Below are 20,794 nucleotides of genomic sequence, written 5' to 3'. Positions count from 1 at the left end.
CGCTGAACGGCCGCCCTCGCAAATCACGTTGTCCACCTTGACCTCTGGCAATTCCGTGGAATACCGGCGATTGACATGATCCGCCCATTCGACCCACCAGGGTATGTCGGGATTCCGGTACAGGCGTACGAGTCGGTAGGCTGACCCGCACGCCCCTATAGCCCAATTGGCAGAGGCAGCGGACTTAAAATCCGCCAAGTGTCGGTTCGAGTCCGACTGGGGGCACTACGAAACCGCAGGTAAATCGGTATTCCGGTCGTCGTCCCTGTCGTCGGCAGCCACCTCGGTCCGCGGTGAGTCCGCAGCAACCGGACTGCCCTGGTACATCGCCTCCGCCACGGGGTGCGGATCGCATTCGACTCGCTGTCGGTGGGGATCGGCGGTTCGGTCTGCTCGAGGAGGCGCAATCGCGATAGCGCACGTGCACCCTGCGGATTCCGGAACCGGACGTGGCAGCATCAATGGCATGTCGATTGCTGCCACATCCATCGATCACGTCCGGCTGACGGTGTCCGATATCGAGCGGTCTCGGAAATTCTACGATCTCGTTTTCGGGTGGCCGGTGTACCTGGAGGTGCCCGTCGTCGCCGACGACGCCACCCGCGAGAAGCTCTCGTTCCTGTTCGGTGGAGTCCTCTACCGGGTGAGCGACACCCAATTGCTGGGGTTGCGGCCGGTAGCCGAAGACGGTTTTCACGAGGACCGTTGCGGGCTGGATCATTTGGCGTTCACCCTGCCGGATCGCGCTGCTCTCGAGGCGGCGGTCGCGCTGCTCGATGATCACGGCATCGAACACGAACCGATCAAGGAACTCGGGGTCATGGCGATTCTGGAATTCCGCGACCCCGACAATATCGCTCTGGAACTGGTCGTACACGCCTGACTATTCGGCGCCGCGACCGGTGAAATCGAAGGATCCGCCGTCGATGCCCCAGGAGATGACCCGTTCGGGGTGAATGCGGATGACCGCGCGTTCCTGGTGTGGGAAGGGCGGCTCCTCGTCGTCGAGCGCCTCGGCCGTGCCGCGTACCTCGATGCCGCGAATCACATACGGCTCCAAGGAAACCTGTTGGTCGATGACGAACGACACTCGGCTGCCCGCCTCGACATTGCGGAACTTTCGGCTGGCGCGCATCCGCATGCCGCCGATATCGATCGAGCCGTCGGCGTTCACGCGATAGCCGGTCGGGTTGTTCTGCACGACGCCGTCGGGTGACACCGTGGCCAGTCGACCGATTCCGGCCTCCGCGAGGAACCGTTGTTCATTGATGGTGAAGGTCATGTCGGATACTCCTCGGCGAATTCGATATCAGGTGTGCCCCGGCGATCGGCCGGGAGTTGTCGGGTGCCGGTGACGAACTCGTCGTGCGGCTCAGGTCTCGCGTGCTCCGAGATCAGAACAGGATCAGCGCGGTGCACAGTCCGGCGATGGCGATGAATTGCAGGGTGACCCGGTACTTCAGAATGCTGTCCCACTTGTCCTGTAGCGCGCGGGCATTGGCCGGGATGATGCCGCTCAGCGCCGCGGCGGTCTGCTGGGAATTGATCGGCTTGGCGACGCGGACGTAGAAGGCCAGCCAGGTCAGCAGTGCCGCCACCGTGATCCCGGCCGCGACGGCGGCGCCGATCTGTCCGGCCGCCAGCGCGATCAGCAGTGTGAGCACCGCGGCGATCACGCCGCCCGCGCCGACGATCGGCATACGCCTGTCGCCGTAGTAGTGGCCCCATCCCGCGCTGATGGTCACGGTCGCGTCATCGAGTTTGTGGTTCACGGACCGGGTGATCACGGCCCCGCAGACGTCGGTGCCGTAGACGACGCCATTGGCGAGAACGGCGACGACGGCGATGATCTGGCCGGTGACAACGAGCATTTCGGCTTCCCCTTCCTGAAATCTAGCATTGCTAGAAACTGGAGCAACGGTAACATCTGCTCGCTAGCTTGTCTAGCGATGCTAGATTCTGGGTCGCCGATCGGGACGTGCCGGTCGAAGACGTGATGGCGAGCCGCTGCCGCGTCGGCTACGATCTCGGACCCAGGAGCGTTGCCGGCATTCCGAGGGGGATCGTGCTGCAAGCCGATATCGATCAGATCAAAGCGCTGGCCGGAACTTTGGATGAGGTCGCGGCGAACGTCGATGGCATCGACGTTCGGACACGGGCGAAGTCCGTGGCGGGTGGTCTCGCCGGGACGCCGTTGGGGGCCGCGTGCGAATTGGCGACCGAATACACCGAGGGGGCGTGGCTGCGCACGAGCGGGCGGGTCACTGCGGTGGCGTCCGCGATGCGCGTCGCCGCCGACGACCTCGCGGTCACCGACGCGGAATTCGGGCGGCGGCTCGATGAATTCGATTACCGCGCGCCGGAGCGTCGCTGATGAGCGACTGGGCGTTGACCAGGACCAATGTCGTTTCCTGGGATCCCGCCGTACTCACCGGACTCGCCGACTACGTGGACGAGGCGAACGGTCGATACGCCGACGAACTGCGGCGGATGACGCGACGGGTCGCGGACGCCCATACCTCCTGGGCCGGTGCGGCATACGATGCCGCCTCCGATCGCGTGGACGAGGACTACCGGCAGGCGTCGAAGATCAGCGCGGAGGTCGTCGATCTGGCGACGGTGCTGCGACAGGCGGGGCTGCGGCTGACCGGCGAACGCGCCAATCTGATCGGCAAGGTCGAGACGGCCGAGAACATCACCCCGATCGCGGGGGAAACGTATCGGGTGCAGGACGATTGGACCCTCCGGGTGGGGTTCGCCGACAACACCCCGGCCGACAAGCGCGCGGAGATCACCGGGAACGCGCAGGCCAACCAGGGGTTGATCGACAAGGCCTTCTTCGAGTTACGTGACGCGGCGCGGTCGGCGGATCGGCTGATCCGTGCGGCGGCGCAACAGGTTCGAGACGCCGGTAATGCGGTCGGGGAGGCGCTGGATCGGCCGGTGATCGCGGGGACCGAGGATCCCGGTGTCGACCGGGCGGTGTCGGCGCCGCCCGACAACGCGACGGTCGCGCAGAACGCGGCGTGGTGGGACGGCCTGACCGACACCGAACGCAAGGAGGTCGTCGCCCGCCATCCCGAGTGGATCGGCAACCGTGACGGAATCCCGGCCGCGGCCAGGCACGAGGCGAACGTCGCGGTCCTCGCCACCGAAAGACAGCGGCTCCAGCAGCGGCTGGAGAAGTTGAACACCGATATCGACAACCATCCGACCGGTGGGTGGTTCACCAACGAGGACGCCGAACGCGATCTGGTGAAGGAGAAGTTGGCTTCGCTGGATGAGGTCGACAAACTTCTGGAAGCGAACCCGGAGGAAGGTCGGCTGCTGGTGTTGGACACCTCCGGAGAGCGGGTGAAGGCGGCATTCGCCATCGGCGATCCGGATACCGCAGAGCACATCTCCGTCGCGGTCCCAGGCAAGGACACGACCGTCGATCGGTCGTTGAGTGGCATGGTGAACGAGGCCAACTGGTTGCAGACCGAGGCGGAGAAGGCGCTGCGGTACAGGGGCGACGCGGATCCCAAGGTAGCCGCGATCGCGTGGATCGGCTACGAGCCTCCCGATGCCGGGGGCGGGGTTCCGTGGGACTCGCAGAAGAGTCTGGACAACTGGGCCGAAGGAACGCTCGGATCGGCCTCCGAGGACCGGATGCGGGCGGGTGCGCCGAAGTTGGCGAGTTTCCTGGAGGGGCTCGACACCGCGTCGACCACACCGGATCCGCATATCACCACGCTCGGGCACTCCTATGGTTCATCGACCACCGCACTCGCGCTCCAGCAGTTGCAGGAGCAGGGCAAGCCGGTGGTCGATGACGCGGTCTTCTTCGGTTCCCCCGGGATTTTCGCCGACGACGCGTCCGATCTGGGGTTGCGACCGGGCCATGCCTATCTCGCGGAGGCGGACGACGACCCCGTCGCCGACCTCGGAAGATTCGGCGGTGACCCGTCTTTCGGAGATTTCGATGATCTGTCCACCAAGGACGGGGTCGGATACGACGGGCGATCTCGCAGTGGTGTCACCGGTCATAGTCGGTATCCGCATCAGGACACGATCACCGCGTACAACTTCGCCATGATCGCCGCCGGTCATCCCGAGATGGCAGTGCGGTGACACTGCGCGAAATCCTCGGCGTCGGCCTGATCGGCGTGCTTCTCACGTTGACCGGCACCGCGTGCGACCTGTCCGGAAAGGACGAGATGGACGAGCATCACCTGGCGCGGTTGGAGGAGCGGCTGCGCAGCTGGCCCAGCTTGGAAGACACGGCGCGGCGGATCACCCAGGCGGTCGACGACATCGCGCGAGCGGTCACCGCGCGGGTGCCCGACCTGCACTTCGAGCCCAGCGGCAAGCCGACCCACGGCACGTGTAGCGGTGACTTTCACCGTAACCGCATCGGCGGGGTCGAGAAGAACGTCGGGGCGCTTTTCGCTCCGGGGCCGATCCCCGATGATGTCTGGCCCGAGGTGCTCGCCGACGCGCGTCGGATCGCCGCGTCTTATGGCGTCACCCAGATGGAGTTGCGTGTCGACAAGCCCGGCTACCACGATGTGCGTTTCTACGACAACACCTGGAATCACCTGTTCCTCGGTCATATGGAGGCGACATCGATCAGCGGGGTCACCGGCTGCCGGGTGAAGTCGAGCACCGAACCGAACCCACCCGTCCCGCCGAGCGGCAGATGAGACCACCGCCGACCCACCGGATTCGTCCTGACCACATGCACCGGCCCAGCTCGTCGCGACGAGCTGGGCCGGCACAGTTCAACTACGCGATGGAGCTACGAGCCCGCGCTCAGGGTGGTGAGTAGCGCGGTAATCAACGCGACGAGTGCGTCCATGCTGATTCTCCTATCGCATCGCGGTGAGAACTTCCCCACCATCGCCACCAGTTTGGCGATACCTGAAACGCTATCCGGAACTATTTTGGAGGAAAAGAATTCTCCTGGCTTCGTTACCAATCATTTATCTTGAATGGGTCCCGTCGTCACCGGAGGAATCGATTGAAAACCAGCCACTCGCTGGCGTTTCAGCGGTTCGCGAGAGTCCTCGGGGTCGTACTCGTGTGGGGCGAGAAAAATCGATCTACCTGCATGTATGTCAGTGGACTCGGCGCTGGATCCGGGCTGATGGATGTTAATGTCGCCTGCGTGAACTTCTGGTCGGTTATGCGGGACGCTTAGCAAACTGCTCGTCGTATTTCCCTGTTTTCTTCCATATGGTCAGTTGAACGACTGGAGGAATGGGTGGAGGGCAGGTTTTAAATAATCAAATGATGTTTAGGTTCGCGCTCCCGGGTAATCTCATTCGAGAGACACACTCGAGGGATCCGACCGGTCCAAGCGGGAAGGAGGGAATTCGGATGATTGTCGAATTTATCAACTCGCTGCTGGAAGCCATTCGGGCGATTGTGGGTATTTGATGCAATTCGCGCCGACGAGATATCCGCCCCCGGTCGGTGACCGCGGGGCGGATATCGGTTTCACGGCATCGTCGACTCCGGCCGCGTCGGCTCGAACCACAACCTTGGTGGTGATCTGCCCACCCTTGGTGCGTCGCCCCCAGCACTCGGGGACCTGATATCGGAGGTGGATGCGATGGACAGTAGAGCTGTCCCCGCAACACAGACCGGAGTATCCGATGTCGATCACCAGCACTTTCACCGCCTCGGCGGAACGTCGTGCCACGGTCTCGACCCGAGACGGCGTCGAGCTCGCGGTTCGCGAATACGGCCCGCGTGACGCCGAGTCGACCGTCGTCCTCCTGCACGGCCACTGCCTGCGCGCCGAATCCTGGACCTACGTCCGGGACGAGCTGACGCGACGGTACGCCGGCGCCAGGGTCGTCTGCTACGACCATCGCGGTCACGGCGACTCCGCCACCGCGGCGCAGGAGACCTACAACCTCGACCAGCTCGGGCACGACCTGCGTGACGTTCTCGACGCGGTCGCCCCGACCGGCCCGGTCGTGCTGATCGGCCATTCGATGGGCGGGATGACCGCGCTCACCTACGCGGCCCAGAACCCGCACGAGATCGGCACCCGCGTCGTCGGTGTCGCGCTCATCGCCACCGCCGCCAGCGGACTGGCCGACGCGGGCTTCGGCCGCCTGCTGCGCAACCCCGTCGTGTCGCTGTTCCAAGCCGCCGTCCGGCGTGCGCCCCGCGTCATGCACCATGCCAAGCGGGTAGCGAGCACGGTGTTCGCCCCGATCATCCGCACCGCCGAATTCGGTGACCGCACCGTCAGCCCCCGGGTGCTCACGCTGGCCAACGCGATGCACAACGAGACCCCCATCGTGACGATGGCGAGCTTCCTGAGCGCGTTCATGACCTACGACCGCACCGACGCGCTGGCCGCGCTGTCGCGGATTCCCACGCTGGTGCTGTGCGGCTCGGCCGATCTGATGACGCCGCCGTCGCATTCGGTCGCGATGGCCGCCGCCGTCGACTACGCGGATCTGGTCATCCTCGAAGGCGCGGGTCATTCGGTCATCCTCGAGCAGCCGACCGGTGTCGCCGAGGCGATGGCCCGCCTGATGACGCGGGTGAGCGGTGCGGGCGAGACGCTCGATTCCGGCTTCGCCCTCGCCGCGTAACGCTCAGCCGAGCAGGGGCAGGGCGACCGGGCCGTGTCCGGTCGCGGCGGCCGGGATCCGCTCCAGGACCCCACCGGCGAAGACGTCGTAGAGCGGCAGTGATTCCAGGTGGACGTATCCGATATGGCAATCGCAGACCGCGAGCGGACAGCCGCGTGGCGAGGCCGCACGGGCGAAGGATCCGTCGTAGAGGTTGCCGAGCGGTTCCGGTACGAAATGGCAGCGACGCACGGTGCCCTCGCCATCGACCGAGATCACCGAGGAGCCGGTCCGGCAAGGTAATCCGGCGGAACGGTGCGGGTGACGGCTGAACGGGAACAGCGGGTCCAGGGCGGTCCAGTCGTCGGCTTCGGCGTCGGTGTAGGTGTGGCCCTCGGCGGCGTTGACCCACAGGTAGACGTGGTCGGGCAGATCGGCGCGCAGCCGCCGCGCGTGCGACGAGTGTTCCGGCAGCCCGACGATGCCGACACTGAAACGCACACCGGCGTTCGCCAGCCGGACGGTTTTGTCGAGGAAGCGCGCGTACGGGGTCTGGCCGGGATGGTAGGTGCACCACAGGGCGACGGTGTCGCGATCGGCGTCGGCGAGCCATTCGGTGCGGCAGCTGAGGTTGGTCTGGATGGCGACCCGCTCGACATGCGGATGGTGCGACAGTTCGACCATCGCCCGGCGATACCAGGAGCGGACCAGCCCCTCACCCCACGGCGTGAACAGGATCGAGAGCCGGTGCTCGGTCGCGGTACCCGCCCACCGCGTGAAACGTGCCAGTGCGGCGCGATCGGCGCGCAACTGCTCGGTCGAATCGCGCCGCTTGGCGAAGGGGCAGTACGGGCAGTCGTAATCGCACGACGACAGTGGCCCTCGGTAGAGAATCGTCAGGTCCACGGGCCGGTCACCGGTGCTCGTAGGCGGCCATGGCCGCGCGGACGGCGGGGGAGAAGAATTCCGGGCCGATGGCGTCGGAGTAGGCGAGACCGCGCGGCGACAGGCGCAGTCGGTCCGATCCCGCGTCGGCGAGCCAGCCGCGCTCGGCGAGCGACTCGAGTTCGGGGGCGAAGCCGTCGCCGGGATCGCGGCCGAAGAGCCCGCGGTACTCCGCGACGGAGAACCCGTCGGCTTGCAGCAGCGATTGCAGCAGGTACCGGCGTTCGGCCTCGTCACCGTCGATGACCCGGCCGTAGGCGGCGCGGGTGAAATCGGTGGTGGTCGTGTAGGTGTCGATGATGGCCCGGACCTCACGCGGGGCGACGGCGTAATCGAACGAGTAGTGCACGCCGGAGGTGTAGGAGCGGGCTCCGCAGCCCAGACCGATCATGCCGTCGGTCTGGCAGGCGTAGTCGTCGGGGCCCTGCGGTGGCGCGTCGAGTCGGCGGAACATCCGCATGGAGACCTGGGTGTAACCCTCGGCGAGCAGGTGATCGCGGCCCTCCTCGTAGCGGCGCAGTCGTTCCTCGTCCCAATCGTGTTCGGCCGCGACGGGGTCGACGTTCCTGCCGAGGCCGGTCAGCGGACGGACGTAGAGCGGGTAGAGGTAGATCTCCTCCGGTCGCCACGCGAGCGCGGCGTCGAGTGAGAGCCGCCAGCTGGCCGCGGTCTGGCCGTCGATGCCGTAGATCAGGTCGATGTTGAGCACCGGTATGTCGGTGTCGCGGATCCGGCCGAGTGCCGCTTCGACATCGGCGCGGCGCTGCGGGCGCACGGCGGCGCGGGCCTCCTCGTCGATGAAACTCTGCACGCCCAGGCTCAGGCGGGTGGTCCCGCGCTCGGCCAGGACGCCGAGCCGGTCGGCGGTCGCCGTGCTCGGTGAGGCCTCGACCGACAGCGGGATCGCGCGCAGGTCCGCGCCCATCACCTGCTCGGCGATATCGCACAGCCTGGACAGTTCACCGGCCTCGAGGAAGGTCGGCGTGCCGCCGCCGAACGCGGCATTGGCGAAACGCACCGGCTCGGTGTCGCCGAGGGCCGCGCGCACGGTCTCGGCCTGGCGCGTCAGCGCGTCGAGGTAGCGGCCGGTGAGTCCGTCGGGCGCGCCGACCCGGGTGAACAGATTGCAGAATCCGCAGCGGACCTCGCAGAAGGGGATGTGCAGGTACAGCGAGAGCGCGCCGGTGGATTCGCCCGACCACAGGTCGGCGATGGCCGGTCGCGGCGTGAGGGGACGGTAGGCGGTTTTGTGCGGATACGCGTAGACGTAGTTCTGATACGGCCGAGGTAGCGCGACGGTGTCGATCATGCGGGAGGCTCCAGGAAGAAGTGGCCGTAGGGGACTGTCCACACCGATTCGTGGCCGAGCCGGTGTCCGGTGTAGCCGTCGTCCCCGTAGGCGGTGCCGTGGTCGGAACAGACGATGGCGAAACATCGCCGCCGCGAACGCATCACGTCGAACAGGCGTCCCACGTGACGGTCGATGTATTCCAGCGCGGCCGCGTGGGTGGCCCGGCTGTCACCCGCCTCGCGGGTAGCGCCCGGCAGGTGGAACCAGTTGGGCTGATGCAGTGCGGAGGCATTGACGAAGAGAAACAGCCGCCGGTCCTCGGGCAGCGCGGACACGATCTGTTCGGCACAGGCCACCTGCGCTTCGAACGAGGTCGGTGAGGCGACGGAAAACTCCTTCTCCCAATGGCTTTCGGCGAACAGGCCGGGCAGGACGCTGCCGAGCGCGCCCTGTTTGTTGAAGAAGCCGACACCGCCGACACATGCCGTGTGGTACCCGCGCGCGGCGAACGCGGTCACCAGATCGGGTTCGTCGAAGACGAAGGTTCCGTCCGCCGTCGTCTCGCTTCCCGCGAAACGCGCCGCGAACAGGCGCGGATGCGGGCCGGGCGCGGCCGGGGTCGGCAGGAATCCGGCGAATATCGCGTGGTGGGAGGCGTAGGTGAAACTGCCGGGGGCATGGCGTCGTTGCCACTGCCCGCCGGGCAGGTGTGCGGCCAGATTGGGCAGACGGCCGGCGGCGGCCGCTTCGACCGCGATGTCGTAGCGCAGGGTGTCGAGGGTGAGCAGCAACAGATCGTCGCGGCCGATCACCTCGGTCATATCCGGGCGCGGGTCGGGGCCGGTCATGAAGCGCACCCGGCCATGGATCGCGACGACACGGTCGGCGACGCGACGGGATGACGGTCGCAGGCCGCGCGGATCTGCGCGGTGTAGGTGTCGAGTCCGGCGGCGGGTCCGTCGGGCAGACCGGTGAGTCGCGGCAGCAAGTCGCCGAAGGCATTGACCTCGCCGACGACGAATCGCCGCCAGCCGATCACGGGAAGCAGATCCACACCGACGCACAGCGTTCCGGGGAAACAGGCGGCGGCACGTTCGCAGATCGCCATCGCTTCGGCCCAGTGCTCGCCCGCCGCGGCGCGCACCGCGTCCACGTCACCGCGACTCCCCCCGAGATGCAGGTTGGTCATCGGCGCCCGGCTGGTTCGGACGACGACGTGGGTCGCGCGGCCCGCGATCACCACCACGCGCAGATCGGCCGATCGGTTGTCCTGCGAGGCCTTCGGAATCCAGCGCTCGACGTGCAGACCGTCCGGTGCGAGCCGGTCGACGATCTCGGCGATCTCGTGTTCGTCGGTGTAACGCCGTATCCGCAGCGAGTTGTGGAGTGTGCCGTCGGAGGTGATCTCGACCGACGTCGTCGCCCGGATCCGGCCCGCGCGCGTCGATTCGACCGCGAGCACGCCCGAGGCCGACGACCCGTGCGCGAGTTTGACGAACACGCGCGCCATCTCCGCCTCGCGCATGCGCTCGCGGATCTCCGACCAATCGCCGACCGGTGCGGCCGTGCCCGAGGTGAGCGCGGGCGGCACCGGAACGTTTGCCCGAGCAAGCCGTTCGTGGCACAGGCGCTTGTCGAACAGCACGGCGATATCGTCCGGATCGTCGAGCCTGACGCCGCCGCGCAGCGAACGCACCGCCTCGAGGAAGCGGACGTACCAGCGTGCCGAACCCTCGACCCGGGTCGGATCCGGCACGCCGCGCAGTACCCGATCCACCTCGGCGTTCTCGCCGGGCGAGTCGAGTCGCACGATCTCGTCGGCGGCGAATTCGTGACCGCCCTCGCGCAGTACGTCACGCCATTCGAGGACGCGGGGTTTCGCCGAACCCGCCGTGACAGCGGCTTCGGCGAACATGCCGACCCTGCGGTTCTCGCCGTTGCCGACGATCACCCAGCGCGGTGCGGGCCCGCGAACCTCAGTCATGGCGCGTCACGTGCCGAGGTGAGGTAGCGCCAGGACACAACCGACTCCGCACGGACTCGCGACGGCGCATCGACGACCCTCGTCACTCGCCGACGGCGACGAAACGCCAGACGGTGCCGTCTTCCTCGTCGTCCTGCTCGGCGTCGTCGGAGTCCAGACTCAGTGCCACGCCCGCGGGTTCGAGCGCGGCACGCACCCGCTCGCGCATGGCGTCGGTCAGGTAGTTGTAGTGCATATCCAGGGATTTCAAATGGCTCAGCGGCTGACCGGTGAGCAGTGCCGCCGCGCCGTCGTCGGACAGCACACCCATCGAGACGTCGAGCGATTCGAGCCGGGCGACCACCGGCGCGGCCGAGAGCGCGGTGGCGATCTCGTCCTGGATCTCGCTGTTGCGCAACGCCAGGTGCGTCAATTTCGGCAGCCGGGTGCCCGTGAGAATCGGGGCCAGATCTTCCACGGCGGCATCGCCGCCGTATTCCGAGGTGCCCAGCCACAGATCGAGGTGGGTGAGTTCGGGGAAATCGCTCGCGCCGATACCTCGCACGGCCTCGGCGGGCAGACCGCCGCTCTCGAAGGTCAATTTCCGCAGCCGCTCGTGGCGCGTCGCCGGAAATTCCAGATCCTGACCACCGCGCACCCCGAATTCCTCGAGTTCGGTGAAGGTTTCCAGTAGCGGGGTGATCCGGCACTGTTTGATCCAGGAGATCTCGTTCTCCTCCATCACGATGTCGGCGAGGAACAGCGACCGCAAGGCGGGGAAGCGATCCTTCGCGGCGATCAACGCCTCGATCACCGATTCCGGCCCGTTGTCGTAGGACTCGGTCCACTGGCCGACGATCAGGGCTTTGACCTGTGTGGTGTCGACGGCGTCGAGGAACCGGGTGAAACATTCCTCCCAGGTTTCCTTGGAACCCCACGACGACACCCCGACGCGCCAGGCCACCGAGCGGGCGGCGGGCAGGTTCTTCTTGCCCGCCTTCTCGTCGCCTTTCTTTTTTCCGTCCTTCTTCTTCCCGTCTTTTTTCTTCTTCTCCGGCTCGGGGAAAGCGAAGGCAGGCAACCCGCCGAACTCCTTCATGTGGTCGCCGATGCTCATATGTCGCCCAGTCCCTTTCGGCCGTTCTCGTGATCTATCCCGTGGTTTCTACCAAGCCGCACCGACATCGGCAGCGCCGGGCGTGAATCACGGCGCGGATTTCGCGGTCGATCCGCGAATCGGCCCGCCTCATTCGCCGACGGCGACGAATCGTCGCAGGTCGCCGTCCTCTTCGGTGCCGTCCTCCCAGGCGGTGCCCGCGTCCGACCTCAGCTCCACATCGGCCGGTTCCAGAACTTCCCGCAGGCGAGCGCGCATCGCGTCGGTCAGGTAGTTGTGCCGCATATCCAGGGATTTCAGGTGACCGAGCGGCTGGCCGGTGAGCAGCGCGGCGGCGCCGTCGTCGGTGAGCACGCCCATCGAGAGATCGAGGGAATCCAGCCGTGCCACGACCGGTGCGGCGGCCAGCGCGCCGCAGATCTCGTCCTGGATATCGCTGTTGCGCAGCGCGAGATGTCGCAGTTTCGGCAGTCGCTCGCCGGTCATGATCGGTGCCAGATCGTCGATGACCACGTCCGCGCCGTAGTTCTCGGTGCCGAGCCAGACTTCCAGATGGGTCAGCGCGGGCAGGTCGGCCGCCGCGATCGCGCGCACCACCTCGGCGGACAGCCCGCCCGTCTGCACCGTCAGACTGCGCAGCCGCTCGTGCCTCTCGACGGGAATCTCCAGGTTGATGGCACCGCGCACACCGAATTCCTCGAGTCGGGGGAAGGCTTCGAACAGTGGGGCCACCGACCCCTGCCTGATCCAGGAGATCTCGTTCTCCTCGGAGGTGATGTCGCCCAGGAAGACCGAACGCAGCGCCGGTAGCCGATCGCGCGCCGCCACCAGCGCGTCGATCACCGATTCCGAACCCTTGTCGTAGTCGTCCTCGCCGACCCACGTGCCGATGACCAGCGCGCTGACAGCGGTGGTGTCGACCTCGTCGAGGAACCGTTCGAAATACTGTTCCCAGGATTTATCGGCTTCCCAGGACACTTCCACGCGCCACGCCACCGACTCCGGTGCGGGCAGCGGACCGGATCTCGGCCCGTCCTCGTCGAGTGGATAGGCGAAGACCGGTAGCCCGGCGAACTCCTCCATATGGCCGCCTACGCGCATCGCGCGACTCCCCTTCTGTCCGGTACTCGCGGTCGATATGCGTTTTCTACCAAACGATCCCGACGTTTTTCCGATGGGGACGAAGTTGTCGGTGCTGCGCGCTAACGTCTCGGCACGGCTCGGATCTCGGGCCGCGACGGGAGGAAATCATGTATCGGCAGGGTGATGTTCTGATCATGCCGTTGAACGAGAGCGCGGTACCGGATTCGGCCGCCCACGCGCCCTCGGTGGCCAGGGACGCCAGGGGCAGGCTGGTGCTCGCGCTGGGGGAGGTCACCGGCCACGCGCACGCGGTTCAAGGGCCGGGCAGGTTGATTCGCGAAGCGGGGGCGACCGGTCCGATGCTGCTGCACCTGCCCGAGGGCGGTCGCGTCGTCCACGAGGAACACGCCGCCATCGGATTGCCGAAGGGCTGGTATCGGGTGGTGCGCCAGCGTGAGTACGTGCCCGGTTCGGTCCGCATCGTCGCGGACTGAGAACACACGAGAAGACGTCGAAAGATATTCGGGAAGTACGGAATTGAGCGAGTTCGTGACGAAGCGGGATGAGTGGCGGTCGGTGGCATCGGCGACGGGCCCCGGCGATCGGAAAGTGACCGAGGACGCGGTGCGCGCGGCCTACCGGCAGGCCGGGCTCCCCGAGCCCGAGCGCATCGCCTGGGCGCGGTCGCCGTTGGAGGCGGTGCGGATGTTGCGGACCGACGGCGCGCTGGGTGAGACGGGTGCCTGCGTACGCGAGGCCGTGCGCAATGGTCCGTGGGCGGCCGAGCGGGCGCGTTCGCACGCCGAACTCGGCCCGATCGGATTCGGCGAGCACTGGCAGGCGACCGGTGCGGACCTCTGGGACCTGACCAGTACGGTCGTCGACCGCATCCGGACCGGTGTCATCGAGGAGGTGTCGTCGAAACCCAAGAAGCGGAACAAGATTCGGCTGCTGCTGCTCGACGCCGCGCTGGGGCAGTTCGACGCCGCGTGGCTGTCCGCGTTCGGCACCGAACCCGGACAACCGCTCGCCGCGCTCGCCACCATCGCCCGCGAGGCCGGTCTGTGGTGGCCCTACGAGAAGGTCGCGCTGATCAGCGAACGACCCACCGAACTGCACCGCGACGAAGCCGGACGGCTGGACCGCGGCGACGGGCCCGCCCTCGCCTACGCCGACGGATTCGCGCTGTACGCGTGGCGCGGTATGCCGGTGCCCGCCGAATTCCTCGACGGATTGAGCGGTTTGACCGCCGAGAAGATCCGCCAGGAGGAGAACGCCGAACTGCGCCGGGTGATGCTGGAGTACTACGGCTACGACCGCTACCTGGACGAATCGGGCGCCAAGCCGATCCACAAGGACGAGACCGGCGTGCTGTGGCGTATCGAACTCGACGGTGACGAGGATGTCGCGATGGTCGAGGTCGTCAACTCCACCCCCGAACCGGACGGGACCAATCGCACCTACTGGCTGCGGGTTCCGCCGGACACGGAAACCGCGCGCGAGGGCGTCGCCTGGACCTTCGGCGTCAGCGCGGAGGACTACGAACCGCTGAAGCAGACCTGAGCGGTTCGGAGCCCGACGTCAGCCGAGGACGCCGCCGAACAGGCCACCGCTCTGACCTGCCTGCTGACCACCGCCGGTGCCGCCGATGAAACCGCCCGGCGGCAGTTCGGACGGCTGGACGATCACGAATCCGCGACCGGAGAACGACAACGTGATGCCCTCGCCGGTGCTGCGGCCCATGAGACGGCCGAGGCCGAAGGAGTCGTTGCGTTTGATCCCGGTCTGCAAACTCGACGACCAGGCCACGGCGGCCTGCGGATCGGCGTAGGTCGGCTGGTCGACATTCAGTACCACCGGGGTGCCGTGGGTGGTGATGGCGATCCGGCCGCGTCCGGTGAACACGCAGTTGAAAAGGCCCGCGTTACTGGCGTATCCGGCCGCGCCCTGCACGCGTTTGACGTCGTAGCGCAGGCTCGAATCGAAGGCGAGGACGTTCGCGCCGTTGATGGTGAGCCCGTCGCTGCCGTCCAGATCGATGGTGTGCACGTCGGAGGCATTGCTGGCGACGAACAGGTCACCGCGTCCGGTGACCTTCATCAACGGCACGCCCTCGCCGGTGAGCCGCTGCTGGATCGCGCGGCCGATACCGCCGGAGCCGAGCGCCTGGAAGTTGAGATCGCCCTGGTAGGCGACCATCGATCCGGCGCGCGCCATGGTCTCGCCGTTGACGGCGACCTTGATCATCTTGCCGCCCTGCTTCTGGATACCGACGCCGGTGGCCTCGGCGAAGCTCGGGTTGAACAGATCGCTCTGCATCGGCAGTGCTCCTTGCTGCGGTGCTGACATCGGGGGCGGCGCGGCGGGCATCGGGTAGCCCGACGCCGGAGGGTGGGAACCGGCCGGCGGAGGTGAATAGGGCTGCGCCACAGGCGGATACGGTGGCTGCTGCGGTGGCTGTGAGTAGGCGGGCTGCGGCGGCGCGGGGGCGGGTTGCGCGGGTTCGGCATCGATATCCACGCCGAAGGCCGTCGCGATACCGGCGAGCCCGTTGTCGTAGCCCTGCCCCACCGCGCGCACCTTCCACGCGCCCGCGCGACGGTAGATCTCCACGCACACCACGGCGGTCTCGGTGCTCAGCCCCGTCATCGGGAAGGTCAGCGTGCCCGCGTCCGATCCGATGGTGGCGAGCAGGGAATTCGCGCCCGCGAAGGTGCGTGGACCGCTTCCGTCCAGACTCGCGGTGACGACGACGCGCTCCACGTCGGCGGGCAGCGCGCTGGTCCGCACGTCGACGACATCCCCCGCACCCCGGCCGTGCCGGTAGGTGACCCCGGGCCCGGTGGGTTGGTTGAAGAAGACGAAATCGGCGTCGGAGCGCACCTTCCCGTTCGACCCGAGCAGCAGCGCCGAGACGTCGACAGGCGCCGAGCAGTTGACGGTGATCGTCAGCTGATCGGCGGGCGCGGGACGGTTCTCGCCCCGGGCCAGCGCGGTCATCGCGCGGCCCGTTTCACGGTAGGTCCGAATGACACGCGGCTCACGGCCTCAAGTGTGTCCCGACTTCGGCTCGCGCGCCACCGTTCCCGGTGGTTCGGCGCGTGTGACACGGCCGCTCGCACCGCGCGGGCGGTGGTGTGCGACGACCCGTCACATCCGTTCCGGCGCGGCGATGCCGAGTAGTCCGAGTCCCTGTTCGAGGGTGCGCGCGGTGAGGGCGCACAGCGCGAGCCGGTTGCCGCGCACCGGTTCCGGCGAGGTCAGGACCGGGCACCGGTCGTAGAAGGCGGTGAAGGCGCGGGCGAGGTCGTAGAGGTACCCGCACAGCCGGTGCGGTTCGAGTGTCGCGCCGACCTCGGCCAGAACCGTGGCGTAGCCGTCCAGTTCGAGGGCGAGTGACCGTTCGGCGGGCTCCGGGCAGACGGTGGGATCGACCTCGTGCCGCTCGTTCGCCGCCTTGCGCAGGATGGAGCGGATGCGGGCGTGGGCGTACTGGAGATAGACGGCGGTATTGCCGTTCAGCGCGACCATCCGGGCCGGGTCGAAGGTGTAATCCTTGATCCGCGAGGTGGACAGGTCGGCGTATTTGACCGCGCCGATCCCGGCCTGTTCGGCGATCCGGCGCACCGTCGTGGCGGGCAGGTCGGGATTCTTGTCCGTGACGATCGCCTCGGCGTGCGTGACCGCGTCGTCGAGCAGGTCGAGCAGCCGGACGGTACCGCCCGCCCGCGTTTTGAACGGCCGCCCATCCGGGCCGAGCACCGTGCCGTAGGCGATATGTTCGGCCTCGATATCGTCGGTGAGCCAGCCCGCCCGGCGCGCGGCCTCGAAGATCAGCCGGAAGTGCAGTGCCTGCCGGGAATCGGTCACGTAGAGCAACCGCTGCGCGCCGAGTACGTCGATCCGTTGCCGCAGCGCGGCGAGATCGGTGGTGTCGTAGCCGTATCCGCCGTCGCTCTTGCGGACCATGAGCGGCACCGGCCGATCGTCGGGGCCGAGGACCTCCTCGGACAGGATGACGAGCGCGCCCTCGCTGTCCACCGCGATACCGGCCGCGACCAGGGCTTCGACGGTGTCGGCGAGTACCGGGGCGTAACTGGATTCGCCCACCGAGTCCTGCGGGGTGAGCAGCACGCCGAGCCGTGCGTAGACCACGGCGAAGGCCCGTTCGGATTCGGCGACGATCTCCCGCCACCGCTCCCGCGTCTCGGCGTCACCGGATTGCAGCGCGACGACCCGCGCGCGGGCGCGTTCGGCGAACGCGGCGTCGGCGTCGAATTCCGCCCGTGCCCGCTTGTAGAGGCCGTCCAACGCCGACACCGACTCGGTGTCGCCCGAGTCGCCCGACACCTCGCCGTGGCGCCACCGCGCGTCGGGATGTTCGGTGAGGTACTGGATGAGCATCCCGAATTGGGTTCCCCAGTCCCCGAGGTGATTGCGCCGGATCACCGTCGCGCCGAGGAAGTCGAGCACCCGGACCAGACAGTCGCCGATGATCGTGGTCCGCAGGTGGCCGACGTGCATCTCCTTGGCGATATTCGGCCCGGAATAGTCGACGACCGTGCGCCGCCGGTCTTCCGACGCGGCGACGCCCAGGCGCGGATCGTCCAGGCGCGCGGTGATCTGCTCCCACACGGCACGGTCGGTGACCGCGAGATTCAGGAAGCCCGGTCCCGACGTCGTCGCACCCGACAGCGGTTCCGTCGCGCCGAGTTCGGTCGCCAGCGCGGCGGCGAGATCGGGTGAGTTCAGCCCGGTCCGCCGGGCCAGCGCCATCGCGGCGCCGGACTGGAAATCGGCGTGCGTGGAACGTCGCACCATCGCGTCGGCGTCGGGCACATCGGGCCGCAGACGGCCGATCGCCGCGGTGACGGCGCTGCTCACCCGGTCGTTGAGCGATAGAACCCCGGACTGGTCCACGGCTGGTCCCTCCTCGGTCGGAGTGGCCAGTATTCCAGTCGGGTGCGAGCCGGAGCCAGCGAATTCCGGGCCGTCAGACCGGGGTGATCGGCAGCCGCAGGGCGGCGGGGGCCGCCACCGGCACCACCGGATTCTTCGGTGCGACGGGTGCGACGCGGCGGTACGGCGTACCGAGCGTCGGGCGCGGATCCACCTCACCCTTGTTGGGCCACAGCGACATCGCGCGCTCGGACTGGGCGGTGATGGTGAGCGACGGATTGACGCCGAGATTGGCCGAGATGGTCGAACCGTCCACGACATGCAGCCCTTCGTATCCGTAGAGCCGCTGATAGGGATCGACCACACCGGTGACCGGTGAATCGCCGATCGGGCAACCGCCGATGAAATGCCCGGTGATCGGAATGTTCACCATCTCGGTCCAGCTGCCCTGCGGGATACCGTCGATCTTCTCCGCGACCCGGCGGGTGACCTCGTTGCCGACCGGGATCCAGGCGGGCGGCGGCGTGCCGTTGCCGTGCCTGGTGGTCATGCGCCTGCCGAAGAGGCCGCGTTTGTTGTAGGTGACGATCGAATTGTCGATGTTCTGCATGACGAGCAGGCCGATCATCCGCTCGGACCAGTGCGAGGGATTGTGCAACGTCGTCAGATCGCGTCGCTGCCGCCACAATTCGCGCGCGCCGAGCACCCAGCGCCGTTTGCCCTCCTGCCCGTCGACCAGCACGGTGGTGAGCAGTCCCATGAAATTGCTGCCCTTGCCATAGCGGACCGGTTCGACGTGGGTGTGCGGGTCGGGATGGATCGACGACGTGATCGCGACGCCCCTGGTGAAATCGGAATCCTTACCGCGCGCCCGTGCCGCGAGTACGGCCTCGGAATTGGTGCGCGACAGTTCGCCGAGCCGATCGGAGATATTCGGCAGGTGCCCGCGATCCTTGAGATTGTGCAGCAGTTGCTGGGTGCCGAGCGCGGCGGCCGAGAACACCACCTGGTCGGCGGTGAAGGTCGTGCGCTGTTTGCGGATCCAGCGTCCGGTGCGGACGGTGTCGACGGCGTATCCGCCCTCCGGCCGCGGGCGCACGGTGACCGCGGTGGTCAGCGGATGGACGGTGGCACCCGCCTGTTCGGCCAGGTAGAGGTAATTCTTCACCAGCGTGTTCTTGGCCCCGTGACGGCAACCGGTCATACATTCCCCACAGTGCGTGCAGGTGGAACGCTGCGGTCCGGCGCCGCCGAAATAGGGGTCGGCGACCGATTCGCCGGGCCGCGCGTCCTTGTCGGCGAACAGCACACCGACCGGGGTGCGCCGGTAGGTGTCGGCGATGCCCATATCCTTCGCGACCTCGAGCAGTACCCGATCCGACGGGGTGGTCGCCGGATTGGTCGTCACGCCGAGCATGCGGGTGGCCTGGTCGTAATGCGAGGCGAGTTCGTCACGCCAGTCGGTGATGTGGGCCCACTGCTTGTCCTGGTAGAAGGTCTCCGGCGGTTCGTAGAGGGTATTGGCGTAGACCAGCGAGCCGCCGCCGACGCCGGTGCCGCTCATGACGAAGGTGTCCTTGAGCAGGGTCAGCCGCTGGATGCCGAAACATCCGAGTCTGGGCGCCCAGAGATATTCACGCAGGTGCCAGGAATTCTTGGCGAATTCGTGGTCGGCGTAGCGACGGCCGGTTTCCAGCACGCCGACCCGGTAACCCTTCTCGGTGAGGCGCAGCGCCGTGACGCTGCCGCCGAACCCGGAACCGATCACCAGCACGTCGTAGTGGTGGGACTTGCCGCTCATAACCGTCCTTTGCCGAAGTGTCGGGTGCCCACTGTTCCCGAGATCCGGTGCCGTACGAGAGAGATCCGGGGACATCCGATCCACATTTCCGGCCAGATCGGCGGCGGAGCACTACCCGGCACCAGGTAGAAATGCGGATGCCCGGCCGCGCGGGCGCTGTCACCATGGGGAGATGGGGAGCGTTCTGATGACAGGTGACCTGCACGGCAATACCGGCCACGCGCTGGCGCTGTTGCGCGTCGCGCTGCGCCAGGAATGCGACCGGCTCTTCGTGCTCGGGGATTTCGGGGCGTGGGAACACATCGCGGCGGGCCGTCGCTATTTCGACGTGGTGAACCGGGCCGCGCGCAAATGCCGCGTGCAGGTGTATTTCCTCGACGGCAATCACGACAAATCCTCCCTGCTGCACGGGATGTACGGCGCCGAACCGGACGACGAGGGCTTCCTGGTGTGCCGCAAGAACATCCGCTACGCGCCGCGCGGATTGCGCTGGACCTGGGAAGGCACCCGGTTCGCCGCGTTCGGCGGCGCCTACTCCGTCGACAAGCAGTGGCGGCTCGCGCACGAGGCCTCGCAGGAGCGCACGGCCCGACGCCGCAGGCAGTTCGGCTCCGCGCGTCATCCGGTCACCGCGGAGACACTGTGGTTCCCGGAGGAGGAGATGACCGACGACGAATGCGATGCCCTGCTCGCGGACGACAGTCCGGTCGATGTCCTGCTCACCCATGACAAGCCGCGCGGCTCCGATCCGGACTGGAACCGCAAGAACCTGCCGGAATGCCTGCCGAATCAGGATCGGATCCAGCGCGTGGTGCGCACGTTGCGCCCCGATCTGCTGCTGCACGGCCACCTGCACTACCGCTATACCGACAGCGTCGACCGCGGCGACGGCGCGACGACGCGGGTCGAAGGTCTCGGCGCCGATCCCGAGGGCTCCGCGTTGCCCGACTACCGCAGCGCCGATTCCTGGCTGGTGTTGCCGCTGCCGTACGCGGCGGAGTCGGCGGCGCAGGATCTGGCGGTCTGATTCGGCACCACCTCGGTTGTTTTTGCCGCGCACTGTTTCTCGCCGATCGGTTTGCGGGCGCCGTGACGGGAAACTCGGCGCGTAGCAGAGTTC

At 67.3% G+C, this 20,794-nt stretch carries 19 protein-coding genes and 1 tRNA gene; 9 read left to right on the top strand and 11 right to left on the bottom strand.

Features of this window, described 5'->3' with window-relative positions; genetic code table 11:
- Positions 1–151: 151 nt before the first annotated feature.
- Together JZ792_RS29910 and JZ792_RS29905 are read left to right on the top strand one after the other, a co-directional pair.
- A tRNA-Leu gene (locus tag JZ792_RS29910) sits at positions 152–225 on the top strand.
- Between the two features lie 241 nt (positions 226–466).
- Positions 467–883, top strand: a complete 417-nt coding sequence (locus JZ792_RS29905) for a VOC family protein (protein WP_216915738.1) — start codon at positions 467–469, stop codon at positions 881–883.
- Here JZ792_RS29905 and JZ792_RS29900 read toward each other — a convergent pair whose 3' ends face one another.
- Positions 884–1,282, bottom strand: a complete 399-nt coding sequence (locus JZ792_RS29900) for a PPOX class F420-dependent oxidoreductase (protein ID WP_216915736.1) — start codon at positions 1,280–1,282, stop codon at positions 884–886.
- Between the two features lie 112 nt (positions 1,283–1,394).
- On the bottom strand, positions 1,395–1,871 hold the full coding sequence (locus JZ792_RS29895; RefSeq protein ID WP_216915734.1) for a DUF1772 domain-containing protein: 477 nt from the start codon (positions 1,869–1,871) through the stop codon (positions 1,395–1,397).
- A 68-nt stretch (positions 1,872–1,939) separates the two neighbouring features.
- Between JZ792_RS29895 and JZ792_RS29890 the strand changes: the two genes are divergently transcribed.
- The 4 genes from JZ792_RS29890 to JZ792_RS29875 all read left to right on the top strand — a co-directional run bounded on the left by JZ792_RS29890 (position 1,940) and on the right by JZ792_RS29875 (position 6,596).
- Positions 1,940–2,374 (top strand): hypothetical protein, encoded by a 435-nt coding sequence (locus JZ792_RS29890; RefSeq protein ID WP_216915732.1) that lies wholly within the window; start codon positions 1,940–1,942, stop codon positions 2,372–2,374.
- Entirely contained in the window at positions 2,374–4,113 is a 1,740-nt protein-coding gene (locus JZ792_RS29885; protein WP_216915730.1) for an alpha/beta hydrolase, read from the top strand. Before JZ792_RS29890 ends, JZ792_RS29885 begins: the two co-directional genes overlap by 1 nt.
- On the top strand, positions 4,110–4,685 hold the full coding sequence (locus tag JZ792_RS29880) for an LppA family lipoprotein (protein WP_216915728.1): 576 nt from the start codon (positions 4,110–4,112) through the stop codon (positions 4,683–4,685). The genes JZ792_RS29885 and JZ792_RS29880 overlap by 4 nt, the downstream gene beginning before the upstream one ends.
- Positions 4,686–5,639: 954 nt before the next feature.
- Entirely contained in the window at positions 5,640–6,596 is a 957-nt protein-coding gene (locus JZ792_RS29875) for an alpha/beta fold hydrolase (RefSeq protein WP_216915726.1), read from the top strand.
- 3 nt (positions 6,597–6,599) lie between these two features.
- Here the strand turns inward: JZ792_RS29875 and JZ792_RS29870 are convergent, their stop codons facing one another.
- The 6 genes from JZ792_RS29870 to JZ792_RS29845 all read right to left on the bottom strand — a co-directional run bounded on the left by JZ792_RS29870 (position 6,600) and on the right by JZ792_RS29845 (position 12,992).
- Positions 6,600–7,481: an STM4011 family radical SAM protein gene (locus JZ792_RS29870; protein WP_216915724.1), complete on the bottom strand. Its 882-nt coding sequence runs from the start codon at positions 7,479–7,481 to the stop codon at positions 6,600–6,602.
- A gap of 7 nt (positions 7,482–7,488) precedes the next feature.
- Entirely contained in the window at positions 7,489–8,829 is a 1,341-nt protein-coding gene (locus JZ792_RS29865; protein WP_216915722.1) for an STM4012 family radical SAM protein, read from the bottom strand.
- Positions 8,826–9,659 (bottom strand): STM4013/SEN3800 family hydrolase, encoded by an 834-nt coding sequence (locus JZ792_RS29860; RefSeq protein WP_254190537.1) that lies wholly within the window; start codon positions 9,657–9,659, stop codon positions 8,826–8,828. Before JZ792_RS29860 ends, JZ792_RS29865 begins: the two co-directional genes overlap by 4 nt.
- Positions 9,656–10,795, bottom strand: a complete 1,140-nt coding sequence (locus JZ792_RS29855) for an STM4014 family protein (protein WP_216915719.1) — start codon at positions 10,793–10,795, stop codon at positions 9,656–9,658. Before JZ792_RS29855 ends, JZ792_RS29860 begins: the two co-directional genes overlap by 4 nt.
- 82 nt (positions 10,796–10,877) lie before the next feature.
- Complete coding sequence (locus tag JZ792_RS29850; protein WP_216915717.1) at positions 10,878–11,891, bottom strand: STM4015 family protein; 1,014 nt, start codon at positions 11,889–11,891, stop codon at positions 10,878–10,880.
- A 129-nt stretch (positions 11,892–12,020) separates the two neighbouring features.
- Positions 12,021–12,992 carry an STM4015 family protein gene (locus JZ792_RS29845; protein WP_216915715.1) on the bottom strand — a complete coding sequence of 324 codons (972 nt, stop codon included), beginning with the start codon at positions 12,990–12,992 and terminating at the stop codon, positions 12,021–12,023.
- Between the two features lie 149 nt (positions 12,993–13,141).
- Between JZ792_RS29845 and JZ792_RS29840 the strand changes: the two genes are divergently transcribed.
- Complete coding sequence (locus JZ792_RS29840; RefSeq protein WP_109527866.1) at positions 13,142–13,468, top strand: DUF8820 family protein; 327 nt, start codon at positions 13,142–13,144, stop codon at positions 13,466–13,468.
- 55 nt (positions 13,469–13,523) lie between these two features.
- Positions 13,524–14,537 carry a DUF6745 domain-containing protein gene (locus tag JZ792_RS29835; RefSeq protein WP_216915713.1) on the top strand — a complete coding sequence of 338 codons (1,014 nt, stop codon included), beginning with the start codon at positions 13,524–13,526 and terminating at the stop codon, positions 14,535–14,537.
- Positions 14,538–14,555: 18 nt separating this feature from the next.
- Here JZ792_RS29835 and JZ792_RS29830 read toward each other — a convergent pair whose 3' ends face one another.
- The 3 genes from JZ792_RS29830 to JZ792_RS29820 all read right to left on the bottom strand — a co-directional run bounded on the left by JZ792_RS29830 (position 14,556) and on the right by JZ792_RS29820 (position 19,674).
- Entirely contained in the window at positions 14,556–15,974 is a 1,419-nt protein-coding gene (locus JZ792_RS29830) for an AIM24 family protein (protein ID WP_216915711.1), read from the bottom strand.
- 150 nt (positions 15,975–16,124) lie between these two features.
- The gene (gene argS / locus JZ792_RS29825) at positions 16,125–17,894 is read right to left on the bottom strand and encodes an arginine--tRNA ligase (RefSeq protein WP_216915709.1); all 1,770 of its coding nucleotides are present in this window, start codon (positions 17,892–17,894) and stop codon (positions 16,125–16,127) included.
- A 73-nt stretch (positions 17,895–17,967) separates the two neighbouring features.
- Positions 17,968–19,674, bottom strand: coding sequence for a GMC family oxidoreductase N-terminal domain-containing protein (locus tag JZ792_RS29820; protein WP_216915706.1), 1,707 nt, complete (start codon positions 19,672–19,674; stop codon positions 17,968–17,970).
- Between the two features lie 172 nt (positions 19,675–19,846).
- Here JZ792_RS29820 and JZ792_RS29815 point away from each other — a divergent pair, with 172 nt between their 5' ends.
- Positions 19,847–20,701: a metallophosphoesterase family protein gene (locus tag JZ792_RS29815; RefSeq protein ID WP_216915704.1), complete on the top strand. Its 855-nt coding sequence runs from the start codon at positions 19,847–19,849 to the stop codon at positions 20,699–20,701.
- Positions 20,702–20,794 lie beyond the last annotated feature (93 nt).

The organism is Nocardia noduli, from assembly GCF_019038455.1.
In the GTDB taxonomy this organism is placed as follows: Bacteria; Actinomycetota; Actinomycetes; order Mycobacteriales; family Mycobacteriaceae; genus Nocardia; species Nocardia noduli.
Note: the sequence above shows the minus strand (reverse complement) of the source record. Positions and strands in the feature narration are given on the sequence as shown.